This window comes from Balneolales bacterium ANBcel1 (genome assembly GCA_029688905.1).
Lineage (GTDB): Bacteria > Bacteroidota > Rhodothermia > Balneolales > Natronogracilivirgulaceae > SLLW01.
Genome location: JARULB010000003.1, coordinates 187518 through 204343 on the forward strand (window position 1 = coordinate 187518; position 16826 = coordinate 204343).

Annotated in this window: 16 protein-coding genes and 1 tRNA gene; 9 read left to right on the forward strand and 8 right to left on the reverse strand. The window is 53.2% G+C overall.

The window, feature by feature from the left end:
• Positions 1 to 738: an ABC transporter permease gene (locus QA596_05160; protein ID MDG5766848.1), complete on the reverse strand. Its 738-nt coding sequence runs from the start codon at positions 736 to 738 to the stop codon at positions 1 to 3.
• A 110-nt stretch (positions 739 to 848) separates the two neighbouring features.
• Between QA596_05160 and porQ the strand changes: the two genes are divergently transcribed.
• The 5 genes from porQ (at position 849) to QA596_05185 (ending at position 5656) form a co-directional block, all read left to right on the forward strand.
• A complete protein-coding gene (gene porQ, locus QA596_05165; GenBank protein MDG5766849.1) occupies positions 849 to 1853 on the forward strand; it encodes a type IX secretion system protein PorQ in 1005 nt (334 codons plus the stop codon).
• A 189-nt stretch (positions 1854 to 2042) separates the two neighbouring features.
• Entirely contained in the window at positions 2043 to 3221 is a 1179-nt protein-coding gene (gene aroC / locus QA596_05170) for a chorismate synthase (protein MDG5766850.1), read from the forward strand.
• 66 nt (positions 3222 to 3287) lie between these two features.
• Positions 3288 to 3623 carry a hypothetical protein gene (locus QA596_05175; protein ID MDG5766851.1) on the forward strand — a complete coding sequence of 112 codons (336 nt, stop codon included), beginning with the start codon at positions 3288 to 3290 and terminating at the stop codon, positions 3621 to 3623.
• A 50-nt stretch (positions 3624 to 3673) separates the two neighbouring features.
• Positions 3674 to 4864, forward strand: coding sequence for a LysM peptidoglycan-binding domain-containing protein (locus QA596_05180; protein ID MDG5766852.1), 1191 nt, complete (start codon positions 3674 to 3676; stop codon positions 4862 to 4864).
• Between the two features lie 222 nt (positions 4865 to 5086).
• Entirely contained in the window at positions 5087 to 5656 is a 570-nt protein-coding gene (locus tag QA596_05185; protein MDG5766853.1) for a sigma-70 family RNA polymerase sigma factor, read from the forward strand.
• Between the two features lie 182 nt (positions 5657 to 5838).
• On the opposite strand, the gene QA596_05190 is transcribed toward QA596_05185, so the two are convergent.
• From QA596_05190 to QA596_05210, 5 genes are all read right to left on the reverse strand, one after another.
• A complete protein-coding gene (locus tag QA596_05190; GenBank protein MDG5766854.1) occupies positions 5839 to 7212 on the reverse strand; it encodes a HAMP domain-containing sensor histidine kinase in 1374 nt (457 codons plus the stop codon).
• 367 nt (positions 7213 to 7579) lie between these two features.
• On the reverse strand, positions 7580 to 8821 hold the full coding sequence (gene clpX, locus QA596_05195) for an ATP-dependent Clp protease ATP-binding subunit ClpX (protein ID MDG5766855.1): 1242 nt from the start codon (positions 8819 to 8821) through the stop codon (positions 7580 to 7582).
• A gap of 34 nt (positions 8822 to 8855) precedes the next feature.
• The gene (clpP, locus tag QA596_05200; GenBank protein MDG5766856.1) at positions 8856 to 9506 is read right to left on the reverse strand and encodes an ATP-dependent Clp endopeptidase proteolytic subunit ClpP; all 651 of its coding nucleotides are present in this window, start codon (positions 9504 to 9506) and stop codon (positions 8856 to 8858) included.
• Positions 9503 to 10810, reverse strand: coding sequence for a trigger factor (tig, locus tag QA596_05205; GenBank protein ID MDG5766857.1), 1308 nt, complete (start codon positions 10808 to 10810; stop codon positions 9503 to 9505). The genes clpP and tig overlap by 4 nt, the downstream gene beginning before the upstream one ends.
• An 87-nt stretch (positions 10811 to 10897) precedes the next feature.
• Positions 10898 to 10979, reverse strand: a tRNA-Leu gene (locus QA596_05210).
• Positions 10980 to 11258: 279 nt separating this feature from the next.
• Between QA596_05210 and cutA the strand changes: the two genes are divergently transcribed.
• Both cutA and QA596_05220 read left to right on the forward strand, forming a co-directional pair.
• Complete coding sequence (gene cutA, locus QA596_05215) at positions 11259 to 11576, forward strand: divalent-cation tolerance protein CutA (GenBank protein MDG5766858.1); 318 nt, start codon at positions 11259 to 11261, stop codon at positions 11574 to 11576.
• A gap of 28 nt (positions 11577 to 11604) precedes the next feature.
• Positions 11605 to 12369, forward strand: a complete 765-nt coding sequence (locus QA596_05220) for an enoyl-CoA hydratase/isomerase family protein (protein MDG5766859.1) — start codon at positions 11605 to 11607, stop codon at positions 12367 to 12369.
• 96 nt (positions 12370 to 12465) lie between these two features.
• Here the strand turns inward: QA596_05220 and QA596_05225 are convergent, their stop codons facing one another.
• Positions 12466 to 13488, reverse strand: a complete 1023-nt coding sequence (locus QA596_05225) for an SMP-30/gluconolactonase/LRE family protein (protein MDG5766860.1) — start codon at positions 13486 to 13488, stop codon at positions 12466 to 12468.
• A 43-nt stretch (positions 13489 to 13531) separates the two neighbouring features.
• Positions 13532 to 14497, reverse strand: coding sequence for a bifunctional oligoribonuclease/PAP phosphatase NrnA (locus QA596_05230; GenBank protein MDG5766861.1), 966 nt, complete (start codon positions 14495 to 14497; stop codon positions 13532 to 13534).
• Between the two features lie 90 nt (positions 14498 to 14587).
• Here QA596_05230 and QA596_05235 point away from each other — a divergent pair, with 90 nt between their 5' ends.
• Both QA596_05235 and QA596_05240 read left to right on the forward strand, forming a co-directional pair.
• Positions 14588 to 15217 carry a thiamine diphosphokinase gene (locus QA596_05235; protein MDG5766862.1) on the forward strand — a complete coding sequence of 210 codons (630 nt, stop codon included), beginning with the start codon at positions 14588 to 14590 and terminating at the stop codon, positions 15215 to 15217.
• Positions 15218 to 15242: 25 nt separating this feature from the next.
• Entirely contained in the window at positions 15243 to 16661 is a 1419-nt protein-coding gene (locus QA596_05240) for a sodium:solute symporter family protein (GenBank protein MDG5766863.1), read from the forward strand.
• The last annotated feature ends 165 nt before the right edge of the window (positions 16662 to 16826 follow it).

The following is a 16826-nucleotide window of genomic DNA, read 5'->3' on the forward strand; positions in this document are numbered from 1 at the left end:
CTATAAGAGCACGAAGGCGAGAACAAAATCAGCCAGCAGAATGTAAATACAGCTCAACACCGTTGCCTGCGTGGTTGCCGTACCCACACCTTCAGCGCCACCGGAGGCGAAATACCCCTTGAAACAGGAGATTGAGGTTATGATATAACCGAAAACAAAGGATTTTATGACACCGAAACTTACATCCGCCGGTGAAAACACCTGACGGGCGCCCAGCATGAAGTCGGCAATCGGAACGGCGCCGGTCATGATTCCCCCCAGCAACCCACCGATCATTCCGGATATAACCGCCGCCACATAGATGACCGGAAACATGAATATCCCAGCGAGTACACGCGGCATCACCAGGAAGGTTACCGAGTTGAAGCCCATCGACTCCAGGGCATCGATCTGCTCGCTCACCGCCATCGTTCCAAGTTCTGTGGCGATACGCGCGCCAACGCGCCCGGCAAGCACAAGCGCACTGATGACGGCCGCAAGCTCAATCAGCAGCGACTGTGATACGATGGATCCGATCGTGGCTGGCGGAATAAATCCGGCTACAAGCTGATAGGAGGTCTGGATTGTCATCACCGCACCGGTAAAAAAACCGGCCAGCATGATGATCGGCAACGAATCGTAACCCGTCTTGACCATCTCGATGATCAGGTTCTTCCAGTACATGCCAAACTCGGTGGAAGAGCGTATCGCTTCGTAAATCAATCTGCAGTAGCGCCCGACATCGACAAATAATTGCATGGATCCGTCGTTCTTGTTAGGTGAGTATCAGAACAGATAATATAAAACAGCCCGTAAACTTTTCTGCCATTCTTGTTGGTTTGGTGTTTTTTTCTTACCTACGAAAGGTAATGAATAAATTTTTCTTCCCGACTGTGAAATATCCCATCCCTTTTCTGTTACTGCTGATACTCGGCTTCCAGTCTCCCGCGCTTGCACAAATAGGAAACAACGAAGTATTCGGATTTTTGCAAATTCCTGCCGACGCACGGTCCGCCGCTCTGGGAGGCAACCACGTATCTCTCGACCAGGGCGGGGTTTCCCTGTTTACAACCAACCCGGCCTATCTTACCGAAGTCTCCCACAAGGAGCTGTCGGTATCCTATCTGAACCACTTCTCCGATATCTACCTGGCTTCCGCCGGATTTGCCTATCACCTCGGCAATATCGGAACTTTCGCCAGCGGAATCCGCTTCGTGAATTACGGTGACTTCACCAGAACGGACAGTGACGGAAGGGAACACGGGTCGTTCAGCTCGTATGACTTCTCCTGGAGCGGCGCTATTTCCCGACCCCTTTTAGACCGGCTTCAGGCCGGCTTCGGAACCCAGTTGATCGTCAGCAGCTACGACAGCTATCAATCAACGGCAATCGCATTTTTCGGCGGACTCTATTACTCTTTTAATAGTAATTATACCCATGCCGCCCTCTCCTTTCGGCACCTTGGTGCTCAACTGACCCCTTTTGATGACACACGGGAAGACCTGCCATTTACCATAACCGCCGGAATTACACACCGGCTTCAGCATCTCCCCCTTCGTTTCAATCTTGCGCTGCACTCATTGAACCGCTGGGAGATGCCTGTATTCGACGACGAAGACGACCCCGGCTTCACCAGCAATCTGTTCCGCCATATGCGTATGGGAGTCGAACTCCTGTTCTCCGAAAATGTAAACCTGCGCATCGGCTATGACCACCTCAGGAATCAGGAGCTTAAGTCAGACCAGCGAATTGACCTCTCCGGTGCCGGAATCGGTCTTGGAATCGGCTATCGCGATTTCCGCTTCGATATAAGCCGCTCCTCCTACAGCGAGACGGGAGGCCTGATACAGCTCAGCCTCAGCCACCACTTTTGATCGCTCAGCAGGCGAACAGAACCCCGGATCAGCAGAATATTACACCGGAATTCTGGAAGGTTTTTGCTATATTTCGCCGTTGTAACCACTTCTGTCCGTATCCGTGCCATCTCCGTGCATAACCGATCCGGACCCGCTTTATAATCATATCCCTCCCTTCAGACGGGTGGATTCTCAGAGTGAAGTAACATGATTCGATATTTGACAGCCGGGGAATCCCATGGCCCCGAACTCACCGGCATCGTTGAAGGTTTGCCCGCCGGGCTCCCCCTCAGCCGTGAAGCGATCTCAAAACAACTGGCACGGCGTCAGGAAGGTTACGGACGCGGCGGACGCATGGCTTTTGAAAAAGACACCGTGGAAATCACCGGCGGAGTCCGGTTTGGAAAAACCATGGGGCATCCCGTTTCCCTGAAACTCGCAAACAGAGCCTATCATAAAGATGAAGCCAACTGGCCGCTGGTAATGTCCGTTGAGCCGGTGGATGACGACATTGAGAAAATCACAGTCCCCAGGCCCGGTCACGCCGATCTTGTAGGTACTCAAAAATTCCGGTTTGACGATATCCGTCCCGTCATTGAACGGTCAAGTGCCCGCGAAACCGCCATGCGGGTAGCCTGTTGTACCACAGCGCGTGAATTACTGCGTTATTTCGGGATAGAGATCGGTGGACATGTAACCAGGATCGGGGAACAGGGGTACAACTCCTGGGAACATATCCGCGAAATCGCAGACCCTGTTATCGCCGATGGTGCCGAACGGCTCTCCGAAAGCGCCGACAACTCGGAAGTCCGTTGCCTTGACCCGAATCTTGGTCAACATATGGTTGAAGAGATCAAAAAACGAAGAAAAGAGGGCAGTTCCCTGGGCGGAATCTATGAAGTAGTTGTAACGGGGCTACCTGCCGGCCTCGGCAATTATGTGCACTGGGATCGCAAGCTGGAAGGACTGCTGGCCCAGGCCATCATGAGTACCCAGGCGATGAAGGGAGTGGAAATAGGCCTTGGATTTGAATCGGGCAGACGTCACGGCCATACCGTCCATGATGAAATCACATGGGAAGATAATCGGTACGGCAGAAGAACCAACCGTGCCGGCGGGCTGGAAGGCGGTGTTACCACCGGAATGCCGCTTATCATCCGGGGAGTGATGAAGCCCATTCCCACCATGCTCAAACCCCTGCAAACCGTGGATATTGTGGAGAAAAAGCAGCAGGATACCCGATACGAGCGCTCCGACGTCTGCGCTTTGCCGCGGGCTCTGATCGTGGCCGAAAATGTAATCGCGCCCGTTCTGGCCAACGCCTTTCTCGAAAAGTACGGCGGCGATTCCGTGGAGGAAATCTCGGGGCGCTACCCTTCCGACTGATCTGCCGCAATGAACCAGACCCTCCGGTCGTTTTGATGCCAAGCGAATAACTACCAACAAACGATCATGACCCAAGCCAACCAGGACAGAATCGCCAAGTTGAAAGCGTTTCTTCAGGAAGACCCCGACGACAGCTTCTCCCGCTTTGCACTGGCCCTTGAATATCAAAAAACCGGAGACCACCAAACGGCCCGGTCGCTTTTCGAACATATTCGCGACAAGGATCCCGGATACATCGGTGTCTATTATCATCTTGGAAAACTCTATCAGATGACCGACGAACCCCGCCTGGCCCTGAAAACCTATACGAACGGCATTACCATCGCCAGGAATGCCGGTGACCATCACGCCGCCACGGAGCTGGAGCAAGCCCTTCAGGAACTGGAATACGACGCGCCTTAAGCTTTTCCCCTATGAGATCCCTTCCGCTATTGCTTTTATTCGTTTTTTGGATGATTCCATCCATCGCGGCCGCCCAGCCAGACCGTGAAACCCACACCGTTCGTGCCGGTGAAACCCTCTTCGGTATCTCCCGTCAGTATGACATCCCCGTTGACCAGCTTCGGGAGTGGAACCAGATGCCCGACAACCAGCTCAGAATCGGCCAGCAGCTCTACCTCTCTCCGGGACATCCGGACTCCCGCGAATCCCGCCGAACGACCGTTGAACCCGACACCACCGTTCATGCCGTTGAAGCGGGCCAGACCCTGTTCCGGATCTCCAGGATCTACGATGTCCCGGTAGATGACATCCTCGCATGGAACGAAATGGACTCTCCGGCGCTCTCCATCGGGCAGGAGCTGGTGATTGTCAGACACCGGCAGGTCGCAGAGCCAACACCCGATGCTGCCACACCGGTTGCGGACGACTCTCCCCGGCGCGATACCGTACCTGTGACCGATACGGCTCCGGAGGACATTCCCCCGGATGTCACGGCCGAAACGGAGCCCGACCAGCCCGCCTATTACGAAGTACGGCCCGGCGACTCCCTGTACCGCATTGCCTCCCGATTCGGAATGAGTGTGGATGAATTGATGGAACTGAACCGGCTGGAAGACTCCAGGATCCATGTCGGCCAGGAACTCCGGGTACGCACACGCCCCACACCTCCCCCTTCCGTTACCGCAGAGTGGGAAAGAGAAAGCACCCCGCAGGGAAAATTTATTCGATACACCGTTGGCGACCAGGACTCCATATCCCAGCTTCTTCAATTCCATGGCATGGACCACTACGATTTTAGGGCGCTCAATCCGGAACTTGGCCTGGATGACGTCCGGCCCGGTGATGAAATCACATTGTTGCTGGCCGCCACAACTACGAGGAGCAACCCCTACATAATCCGACAGGGAAGCCAGGAAACAACCCGCATGCAGGTATCACGCTACCCCGATAACCGCCGCGGAACTACCACGACCAGTGGTGACCTTTACAACCCGGAGGCACTGACAGCCGCCCACCCCGGCCTGCCGCTCGGTTCCGTGATTTACATCCAGAACCCCGGCAACAACCGGGGCACTTTTGTCCTCATCAACGACCGCACTACGGATAATCGACTGATGCTTTCTGAAGCGGCTTTCCAAAGCCTCGCTTTCACAGACGCTGCACAACTTTTCGTCACCATCCAGGAACAAGGGGTGGATTGAGCGGGATTATCGATTGAGCGGGATTATCGCCCCGTCAAATCCATATCACTGTATCCGGAAACGAACAATCCTCTGCGGTTGCAAGGATTATTGGATGCCTTTTATTACATTGAAACCAATCAGCAGTAACGTACCCTCTCCGAAAAAACAGGTTTTACATAATGCTGCCAGCCAGGTGAAAGGCGAATAACGAACATCAACCTTGATAAAAACCTATTTTTGATGGATAGAATGACCCGCGAGGAAATTCAGAAGCAAAACGACTTCAACGACGAAATTCTTCCGCACCTTGATGCCATTTACAATTTTGCTCTGAAACTGACCGCTAATGAGAACGATGCGGAAGATCTGGTACAGGATACCATCGTCAAAGCTTTCCGTTTTTTCAGCAGCTATGAGAAAGGCACCAATGCCAAAGGGTGGTTGTTCCGGATATTGAAAAACTCTTACATCAACAATTACAGGAAGGCTTCGAAACAGCCGACCCGGGTTGATTACGATGAAATCGAGCCCTTTTACGAATCCATCCGCAGCGAACAGTCCAACACCACCGACCTGGAATCCAGCATGTACGGTCAAATGATGGATGATGACATCAGTTCCGCTTTGAGCAGTTTGCCGGAGGATTTCAGAACCGTTGTGTTGCTTTGTGATGTGGAGGGCTTTACCTACGAGGAGATCTCAAATATGCTGGATGTTCCTATCGGCACCATCCGTTCCCGGTTGCACAGAGGGCGTAACCTGCTCAAAGCCCAACTCTCCGAATACGCCTCAAGACGCGGTTACAAGTAGCAGAGACAAGCCAATTAACCTGGGTGGCGTTTTTGAAATCTTTGCCGCAGTGAGTAATCCGCCATGCGGACAATCGGCCCGGCGATCCGCAAGTCCTCCCCATCCCTGATATCCGCTCATCGATTTGCCCGGTAATGCAATTGCATCCGGGACCCGATAGGCGACAGGCTTCTGTGGGGCCCTCAATTCTCGTTTTCTGCCTCTGTTGCTGTTTCCATCTTGCCTGCCCAGGGTCGCTTGTTTTGCCCTTTATGCCCGTTATTTGTTGAAACAGGCATCATCAGCCGAATTGTGGTTCCTTCACCGGGAACCGATTTGTGCACAAAGATTTTCCCCTGGTGGTAATCTTCAATGATGCGGCGTGTCAGGCTCAGGCCCAACCCCCAGCCTCTCTTCTTGGTGCTGTATCCCGGATTGAATATTTCGCTTCGCACCTGTTTGCGAATCCCCTTGCCCGTATCCGTCACATCGATTATAAGGAAGCCGTTGTGCTCATGGGTTTCGACATGAACCCTGGCATTGTCACGGGACTTGTCGATAGCATCGAGTGCGTTTTTCATCAGGTTCTCCAGTGCCCAGGCAAACAGTTCCTGACTCATGGGGATCTTTTTATCGGATGTGATATTGGCACTTAACGTGACCTGCTTTCCAAGCTGGGGAAGGCGTTTTTCAAGGTATTCCATGACATGCCGAATCACCGGGCCTGGCCGTTTCGGTTTCAGTTCTGGAACAGAGCCGATTTTGTTGAACCGGTCGGCCACAATCTGCATGCGTTGCAGGTCGCTTGAAATTTCATGCGCTATGTGGAGCGTCTGCTGATCGTTGTTGGATTCCCGCAGCAAGGCAACCCACCCGTACAGGCTCGACAACGGCGTACCGAGCTGATGAGCCGCTTCCCTGGCCATCCCAACCCACAAATTAGACTGCTCCGTCCGCTTGATACTGCTCAGGCTCAGATAGCCCATACCCAAAAACAGCGCCAGCAGACCGAACTGCACGTATGGAAAATACCGAAGGGTTCGGATTAGGCCACTGTCTCCATAGTAGACAAACTGCTCCTGAATGGCGTTACCGGCCTCAAGCTCAATTCGTATAGGCTCGTTAATCGAGGCGTATTCAGCCACAATTTCCTGGTCCAGTTCCCGGTTCCCGGTATTTCTGGAGTGGAGAATTTCCAGGTCTTCATCAACCACAACCGAGGGGATTTCAAACCGGTTTTTTATTATCAATTCAGTGGCGACAAAATCCAGATGGGAGTTCGAAAGATCCGATTCGGCTCGCCGGATGGCTGAAATCCACCGATCACGGTCGCGGTTAGTCACCAGCGAGGTTCCCGTAATTTCACGGATCACACGTTCGAGCTCCTCTCGTGTATCCGGAAAGTGCGATTTGCTGTTATACTCCATGGCTCGCGCCCAGAGCTCTACACCCGAGCGCTCCTTCTCGCGTATCTTTTCAACCAGATACTGGGTGTAGGTGAAAGAGCCTATGGCGATAATCACCAGAAGGAAAATCAGAGTGCCCTTGATTCGGTTTGAGTTGCTTCTGAAAAGCATGGGTGGAGGAGATTAGTGGAAGTTACGATGCGGCCTTCGGCGGATTCATTGCGCACCATACAATGTAACGAAAAGGTGGGAAAAGCTATTTCAGGCCGGATGCTCGAAATTTTTGTCATAGCCCGACACACCCCGTGGCTCCGCGAACCTGATCTGCGCTAATCAAAGGGGGTACTGATTTCCCACAAACCGGACCTGGCGCTTTACAATCGGGTTCCTATGCAAGCAGAATTATCCTGCCGTCTTCCCGGATCGATGTCGCCAAGGGCAACCTGAACGTGCCGGGGCAGCGACAGTAATCCCGTTTGGGCTAAAAATTCACCGACATGCCGGCGCCTTGTCCCGGGGCAACCGCCCGAAGCAACCGTTAAGCCGAGGCCTTCCGCTTCTTGTAGACTGGAGGGGCGAGTGTGGAAATCGTCTCTTTGGTAATGATACAGCGCTCAATATTCTCCATGGTGGGCAGGGTGAACATGATATCGAGCATGGAACGCTCCATGATGGAACGGAGTCCGCGCGCGCCGGTCTTTCGCTTGAGCGCCAGTCTCACCAGTTCTTTGAGCGCCTCCTCTTCAAACTCAAGCTCAACGCCCTCCATCCGGAACAGTTTCTGGTACTGCTTGATGATCGCGTTCTTTGGCTTGAGCAGAATGTTGATCATCGCTTCCTCGGAAAGCTCTTCCAGTCCCGATATGATGGGCAGACGCCCGATCAGTTCCGGTATCAAGCCGTACTTCTGTAAATCTTCGGGTTCCACGTATGTGAATATTTTGGGGTCGTCCTTGTCGAACTTGTCCCGGTAATCGGCGTTGAACCCCATACTTGTTGTTGACAGGCGCCGTGAAATAATCTCGTTAAGCCCTTCAAAGGCACCGCCACAGATAAAGAGGATATTTTTGGTATTAACGGTGATAAAGCTTTGCTCCGGGTGTTTCCGTCCGCCTTTGGGCGGTACATTGGCGCTGGTCCCTTCCAGGATCTTGAGAAGCGCCTGCTGCACCCCTTCACCGGAAACATCCCTGGTTATGGAGGGGTTGTCGCCGCGCCGGGCCACCTTGTCCACTTCATCAATATAGACAATGCCCCGCTCGGCCCGTTCAACATCATAATCAGCGGCCTGAAGCAGATTTGACAATATGCTTTCAACATCCTCGCCGACATAACCCGCCTCGGTGAGCGCCGTGGCATCGGCTATGCAAAACGGGACATCAATAATCCCTGCAAGCGTACGTGCCAGCAGGGTTTTTCCCGACCCGGTCGGTCCCAGGAGCACGATATTGCTTTTCTCGATTTCCGCGTCGTCGTCGTCAAACTCGGGACTTGCAATCCGCTTGTAGTGGTTGTAAACCGCTACGGAAAGGGTTTTCTTCGCATCCTCCTGATCGATGACGTACTCGTCAAGATATGCTTTGATCTCCACCGGTTTGAGGTCGTAGCGGAAATCCTGCGTAAACTGTTTCTCGTCAGAGAGGTCTTTCTTCACGATACCGGACGCATCCGTGATACATTGATCACAGATGTATACACTGGGGCCGGCCACCATGCTGTTCACTTCGTGACTGGACCGTCCGCAGAAAGAGCAGCGAATTTTCTTTTCCTTGTCGCTCATGTTGAGGAAACCTGGATTTTGATCTTCTTTTCAGTTATTTGTCGGCCGGTTTTTCAAGGACTTTATCGACAAGTCCGTATTCCAGAGATTCTTTGGCATCCATCCATTTGTTACGGTCCGAATCCCGAATGATCTCCTCCACTTTTCTTCCGGCGTGCCTGGCAATGATCTCGCTCAGTGTCTGCTTGATGCGGATGATTTCGCGCGCCTCAATTTCAATATCGCTGGCCTGTCCCTGGGTCCCGCCCAACGGCTGATGGATCATCACCCTGGAGTGCGGCAACAGTGTTCGCTTGCCTTTGGCACCTGCGGCAAGCAGTACGGCTCCCATGGAAGCGGCCATGCCCATGCATATGGTGGAGACATCACAGCGCACGTGCTGCATGGTGTCGTAGATGGCCAGGCCGGAGGAGACCACGCCACCCGGACTGTTGATATATAAATTGATATCCTTCTCCGGATCATCCGACTCCAGAAACAGCATCTGGGCTACGATGCTGCTGGCCACCGCATCATTGATCGGCGTTCCGAGAATGATAATCCGGTCTTTGAGCAACCGGGAGTAGATATCGAACGCCCGCTCTCCCCGGTTGGTGGTTTCAATAACCATGGGGATGAGACTGTTCTGGGTGTGTGAACCGCCGAAACTCTTTTCGTCGATCAGGGGTTGTTTCCAGTCGTTCATGAATTGCTCTCTTCGTTACTTTCTGATTTCTTTTTTTTCTGAAACGCTTCTTTATCAAGTTCATTCATCTGAACTTCGTTCACAATCCGGTCGAACAGCTTGTCTGTCCGGATGGATCGTCGCAGGTTCTCGAGCTGGTCCCCCGACTGGGCGTAGAAGTTCTTGACCATCTCGACAGGCAGCCCGTATCTGGCCGCTTCGGTGGCAAGGCGTTCGTCCACATCTTCCGGCTTGATTTCAATATCGTCGAACTTCTTCTCGAACTCATCAATGATAAACGCCCAGCGGGCTTCGCGCATCGCATCGTCCTTCACCGATTCCTTGTAGTCCTTCTCATCGAAATCCTCCGGCAACGGCTGGCCCTGCATCTGCTGCTTCATGCGGTCCAGCAGCGCATCCTGAAACTTGGCCAATACGCCTTCGGGAATCTCAATATCGGGATGGGCCTTGATCAGCTTGTCCATAATTTCCTGTTTGACCATGTCGCCCGACATCTGGTCGATGTAATTCTGCATCTGGCTTCTGATCCGACTGCGGTAATCATCCACGCTGGTCACTTCGCCGTTGGTAGCCTGCTTGACGAACTCCTCGTCAAGTTTCGGTACCTCGGGCTCCGTCACTTTTTTAACGGTTAGCCGGAAGGCCTCCTTGTCATCGCCCTCTCCGAGTGTGACATCAACGGTATCACCGGTTTTGGCTCCCTCCAATGCTACCCGGAACTCCTCGTTCCCGTCGTCACCAAGATCAATCTCCTTATCGGTATCCTTGTCATCCTCCTGAAGCTCGCCCTCAGCATTCACCGGCACGGCATCAACCGTAACCCGGCACTTCTCATGGATCGGGCTCTCAACCTCTTTCCAGGTGCTGCCTCGCTCCAGGCTGTGCTCCAACTCCTTTTCAACCTCTTCATCTGTGACATCATGCACCATCTTGTCGACGGTCAGGGAGGATAGTTCCTGAAGTTCGAACTCCGGTTTAACACCAATAACGATCTTCACTTCCAGCTTGCCGTCTTCCCATTTCATGTCTTCAAACTGCGGCTCGCCGACCGGGTCGTACTTCGGGACCACTTCGTCCCGGAACACATCCTGTACATAATTGTTGATTTCCTCGGATTCTATCTCCTTGCCAAACCGCTTTTTAACAATCGACTTGGGCGCCTGCCCCGGGCGGAAACCGGGCATGTTAATTTTTTTGCGGTAGGAACGGTACGCTTTTTCAAAACGGGGCTCCAGGTCCTCCCGAGTTGCCGAGATGGTCAATACCTTGTCTACCTTGGATTTATCTTCAACGGATATATTCACGTAACTGGTTTTTGGGGGTTATGTATATTACAGATCAACGGTAATGGCCGGTTAACAATGAACCTGCAGATTCCGTTTAAAACTCTGTACGAGAGGGGGGACTCGAACCCCCAAGCCTTTCGGCACCAGATCCTAAATCTGGCGTGTCTACCAATTTCACCACTCTCGCATGTAATGCACCTGCCGCAGGTTTTGGCATACCGCCTTCACAACAACATGCTTCTGTACAAATTAGCTTCGTAATATACAAAAAATGCCCGTTTTTTTCAATGAGGCGCCCGGTCGGTTCATTTTCCGAAGCTCCATATTTTCTATTATCTTGTGAATGTGTAAATTTGCCCCGTAACAAGCCGGCCTTTGCTATGCTTCGGCCCTGCTCTTACCGGCAGATATGCGGGATGGTTCCTGATCAACTCCCTTAACCTTCGTAAACAAAAACGGCGATGATATGGAACATGTATTTGTTTACATCACGGCTGCCGACCAGAAAGAAGCAGAGATGCTGAGCCGTCACATTGTTCAGGAGCGGCTGGCGGCCTGCACCAACATTCTCGGTAATATTTCGGCTCTGTTTTTCTGGGATGATGCGGTTCAGAAGGAGCAGGAGGTCGCCCTGATTGCCAAAACCACAGTCTCCGCATTCCCTCGCCTGCAGGAAAGAGTTAAAGAACTGCACAGCTACGAGTGCCCCTGCGTCATCGCGCTCCCGATCGCCATGGGCAATCCGGATTACCTCTCATGGATCGATAACGAAGTCGCCAACTGAACCCCTGTCACCATTAGACTCCAGAATTGTGGCCGCCATCAAAATCAACAAAAAGAAGCACATCTACTGGGCAGAAATCAATCATCCGGAAACCAACAATGCCATCGATTTCAAGGTGATGGACGAGCTGGAAAAACTACTGGCAGAGATTGAAAAGAACGGCAGGATACGGGTATTGATCCTCAGCGGCACCGGCCACCACTTTTTTGCCTCCGGAGAGAACGTAACGGCTTTCTCATCGCTGGAAACAGAAGAGCAGAGTCTGCTTATGGCGGCGCGGATGGGAGACATCCTGCACCGGCTTGAAGAAAACCGTTTCTGGACCATGGCCTGCATAAACGGAGAGGTTCATGGCGGTGGCTGCGAACTACTGCTGGCTTTTGATTTCGCAATTGCAAGCAAGACCGCATCGTTTGCTTTTACCCAAACGCGTTTCGGGGTGCCTCCCGGATGGGGCGGCATAACAAGGCTGGTGGAGCGCGTCGGCCGGTCGCGGGCACTGGAGTGGCTGGGAAGTAACGAGATCATCAGTTCGGAAGAGGCGCTCCAGGCCGGGCTTATCAACAAACTCTCCATTACCTCCGAGCTGCGAAGAAATACCTGGGAGTGGGCTCTGGAGCTTGCCAAATGCGAACCCGACCTGATTGAAGAATTGAAAAAGAGCACCCGCCTGGCTCTCAAAGACCCCCGCGAAAAATCACTAAAAAGGGAGCGGAAGCAATTTGCCCGATTCTGGGCCTCCGACGAGCATCAGAACAGGATTGCCGAGCATCTGAAGAAATCAGGAAAATAGCGGATGACCGGACACACCGGTATGCGCCTGTCGTTTGGCACCGGTTCGCGCATGGCCCGGCCGCACGGATAGCCGGCTCCGGATGACGGTGTTCGGCTACAATGCCAACCGCAGCAGGTAGGAGTCCGCTGTCATGTAGAGGATCCGCTGCCCTTCATCCAGAGCACAATTGGAGACAAACTCTCCTGTTTTAATCATTCCAAGCGCCACGCCGTCCGGCGAAAAAACCCACACACCACCCGGCCCTGTCGCAAAAATATTGCCTTCCCTCGTAACTTTCATCCCGTCGGGAAGCCCCGGCTCACTGCCCACTGAGTCGGTTACGTCATAAAATACCCGCCCATTGGCGATATCACCGTTTTCCAGTACATCATACACCATCCAAAGGGCGCTCCTGGGATCGGAATTGGCGACATAAAGCAACTGTTCGTCCGGTGAAAAGGCCAGTCCGTTCGGCCGTGTCAGCTCATCTGTCAACAAATGTACCCTGCCGCCGTTGTCGATCCGGTACACTCCCGAGTAATCGAGTTCTTTTTTGGGATCATCGACATACTCCTCCAGCCCGTAGGGCGGATCCGTAAAATAGATATCTCCGCTGCTGTGCTGTACCAGGTCGTTGGGGCTGTTAAAGCGTTTCCCGTTATACTTTTCGCCCATTGTGGCAAATTCGGGAGCGGGCCGTCCGACCGGCGCTTCCATGCGGGCAATCCGACGATCCCCGTGCTGGCACAGTAACAGCTCTCCTTCGCTGCCGATGATCAAGCCGTTGGAACCCAGCTCTCCGCCCCGACCCGAGTGCCCCGTATAACCTGAGGGCTCCAGATAGACCGAAATGCCCTCTTCTTCGGTCCATTGGTATATCCGGTTTTCCGGCACATCCGAAAACAGCAGTCCCCCTAACTCTTCTACCCAGACCGGGCCCTCCGCCCACTGAAACCCATCGCCGATGATTTCCGGTACCGCCGATGTATCCAGCACCTGATGCAGCCGCTCATCAAACACCTCTATATAGCCCAGGTAACCGGATTCCGGTTGAACCTCTCGCTCGTCCCCGGAATAACCGGCATGGCTGATTCCGGTTAACAGAACCCAAACAAACACCAAAACTGTTGCTTTCATAATCTTGCTCCCCATTAGGTTACATGCTTCCGCCTTCAGAAATTCAAAGATGCTTTTTCATCTCGGCAACCACCGCGTCGATTGCATCTGTAACGGGACCGTCGTGCCAGGCGCCGGCGGCATTGAAATGTCCGCCGCCATTAAATTTTCTGGCAAAACGGTTCAGATCCACCTCGGCTTTCCCCCGAAAGCTCATTTTCACACGCCCTTCCCGCTCGGAAAACATCACCGAAACCATCACCCCCCGGATGCCAAGCGGATAATTTACAAACCCCTCCATGTCTTCGTACGAGCATCCGGTCTGTTCCAGCATTTTACCGGACACATAGAGAGTGGCCAGTTGCCCATTGTGGTGCAATGCAATGTTATCCAGTGCCTTTCCCAGCAGATGCAGATCCTGCAGCCTCTTGTCATCATACAGCTTCTCATGGATTTCCGCGGGTTTGATCCCGCCGGCATCGATGATCCTTGCAATAGCATGGTGGGTACCGGAGGTAACGGTGGCAAATCGAAACGAGCCGGTATCGGTGACTACGCCACTGTACAGGGCTTCAGCGGCAGCCTTATTCAGAAGCTCCGGTTTCGTCGATTCATAGAGCTGATACACAAGCATCGCTGTGGAACTGGCTTCGGCATCCCACCACATCGCCCGGAAAAAACCCTCCGGAACATCCAGGTGATGATCGATCAGATAGATCGGTTTCTGCGTTTTTTCGAAATATGGACCGGTATTGCCAAAGCGGGACGGATGGTTCCCATCGACAAAAACGAACCCGTCGCACTGATCCAGCAAACCCTCGTCAGGTACCTGTATGAGTGATGCTCCTTCCAGCCATGCGAGATTGGACGGCACATGGTCGTCGTTGAACATCTCGGCTTCCACACCCATCTGTTTCAGCCAGTAATACAGCCCCAGCTGTGACCCGATGGCGTCTCCATCCGGGCTAATATGGGATATCAGACCGAGCTTTCTGTGACTGACCAGCTTTTCGGCAAATTTTTTGACCATCTTGATTATGTTTCTTTTCGGATAATTTACCTGCATATTATCACGCTTTCCGTTGTCTTTTCAAAACATCAAAAATCAACAAGCTGGTTCATGCGCATACTGATTCTCGCTCACGGAGACCCTCCAGAAAAGCCCCTGATGGAGAAGCTGACAGCGCGCTGTGATTTTTTTATTGCAGCTGATGGTGCCGGAAATACCGCACTGGAGCTCGGATATCCGCCGGATCTGGTGATTGGCGACCTCGACAGCTTCCGGCCCGCCGATGGATTTACCGGGCGGATAATCCGTGATCCCGACCAGGAAACGAACGATCTGGAAAAGGCGCTGCTTCATGCCATTACCATGAATGCGTCCAGGGTGGATGTCCTTGGAGCCACGGGCGGGCGCCTGGACCATACCCTGAAAAACCTTTCCGTCATGCAGCAACTCCATGACCGGTTCGGCCTGCTTGCCTTTTTTGACGCCAGCTTCTATGTACGCATACTGCCCAGGGATTTTTCCCTGTCCCTGCCGGCCGGTCATCCTGTTTCACTATTTCCGCTCTCAGGCATCGTTGAAGGCATCGTCACCGAAGGGCTGCGCTATCCGCTGAACAACGAGTCACTTGAGAACGGACGCCGTGACGGCTCCTCAAACGAAACCACCGGCGATACCCTGCGAATCCGGCACAGATCGGGCGCGCTGTTGTTCATGGCCGGTCACACCGACCTCCTTTTCTGAACTGATCACATAAAAACCACAGGACGTGCACCGTATCGACATCCTCATCATTGCGGCGTATTTTCTGGTGCTGATCATCATCAGCGTCCGGAACCGGCAGAAAAATGAAACCGAGAGCAGCTTTCTGTTATCCGGACGAACGCTCACGCTTCCGGCTTTTATCGCAACACTGGTTTCCACCTGGTACGGGGGTATTCTGGGTGTGGGAGAATACAGCTACCAGTTCGGCATCTCACAGTGGGTATTATTCGGACTTCCGTATTACCTGTTCGCAATTCTCTTCGCCGTCTTTCTGGCGGGCCGCATCCGGCAAAACCGCGCTCTATCCATTCCGGAAGCCATATCGCACACTTACTCTCCGCGATCCGGAGCCGTATCCGCCATCATCATCTTCCTGCTGGTCAGCCCGGCTCCCTATATCCTCATGCTGGGTCTGCTGTTCCAGTTCCTGACCGGCTCGGAAAACCATATTCTGCTCTACGCCTCGGCCACCGCCCTGTTTTCGGTTGCCTATGTAAGTATTTCCGGCTTTCGCGCGGTCATTCGAACGGATATGCTCCAGGTCATTCTCATGTATGCCGGGTTTGCCATTTTGCTGATCCTGGCCGTGAGCTATGCCGGTCCGCCGTGGAAGATCACTGCCGACCTTACCGATGTTCACAAGCAACCACTTGGTGGACATAGCATTCAATACCTTCTGGTATGGTTCTTTATAGCGCTGTGGACCTTCGTGGACCCCGCTTTCCACCAGCGGGCCGCCGCCGCCAAAACTCCTGAAACCGCTCGCAAGGGGATTTTTTATTCGGTCGGTTTCTGGTTTGTATTCGACCTGTTTACCGTTATGGCGGGCCTGTACGGATTTGTCATACTCGGGGAGATTTCAAACCCGGTACTGGTTTATCCGGAATTGGGATCGTATCTGCTGCCTGCCGGTCTAAGCGGACTCTTTTTCCTTACTCTGCTGGCCACCATCATGTCCACACTCGACAGTTTTCTGTTTCTTTCGGGCCAAACCCTTGGACGTGACCTGGTCGCCCGTTTCTGGCGGCCTGAAAAGAGCGTCGCCATAACCCGATGGTGCATGCTGTTTTCAGCACTTCTTGGAATTCTGCTCATCACCATCTATCCAAGTGTCATAGCTCTCTGGTACGTGATCGGTTCGGTTCTGATTCCCGGTCTGCTTGTGCCGGTCCTGGGCATCTATATTCCTTTTTTCCGTCTGCGAGCCAATGCGGCAATTGCTGCACTCGTGCTTCCCTGTGGTGTTGCTACCCTGTGGATGGCACTCGGAACCATTACCGGCGATGACCTCTACCATTATGCGTTCCTGGGGTGGGAACCGTTTTATCCCGGCCTGTTTACAGCCGGCGTTGTCTGGCTGTTCGGACGTGAACGCGGGCATGGGAACCCCTTAACAACAGACAACAGCAAACTTCAGGGCTAGGGCTGTTTTACCCGGTTGCCCTTGCTGCAGGCAGACGTAGACACACGGGTTTTCGAATTACGGCACGATCAGGGGTAGGAGTCGTTGCGATGGTCGTACCAAAAAACTCGGCGGGTATATCCAGAGAGGAGAAAAATTGCCACGGCAGCCCGGAGCAGGGAGAGG